This is a genomic window from Cytobacillus oceanisediminis 2691 (assembly GCF_007678455.1).
GTDB lineage: Bacteria > Bacillota > Bacilli > Bacillales > Cytobacillaceae > Mesobacillus > Mesobacillus oceanisediminis_A.
On record NZ_VEEP01000203.1, the window covers coordinates 1 to 277 of the forward strand.

At 40.4% G+C, this 277-nt stretch carries 1 protein-coding gene; it reads right to left on the reverse strand.

The genetic code is table 11. From position 1 onward, the window contains the following. Nucleotides 1-69: 69 nt before the first annotated feature. Nucleotides 70-277, reverse strand: a 208-nt coding sequence (locus tag FS736_RS24655) for a hypothetical protein (RefSeq protein ID WP_222125109.1), incomplete at its 5' end; no start/stop codon positions are given.

Here is a 277-nt window from a genome sequence, read left to right on the forward strand (position 1 = left end):
TTCCATCAAATCATTTATCTTCTCACTATCGATAGCTAACCAAACCCACTCTCCGACCTTATCTCCTATTCATAACCAAAACACCCACCCATCAACCTCCTCTTTTTCCACATAAAACTCCCCTTTCCCAAACTCATCAATATTCCCCCCATCCTCAAACTCAACATCGCTTAAAATCATTCTATCTATCTCATTTCCAGTTAACTTTACTGTTTTCAACACCTCGCCTCCACCTTCGATATCCGACCCTCCAAATAATTTTGACCAATCCTTTTCC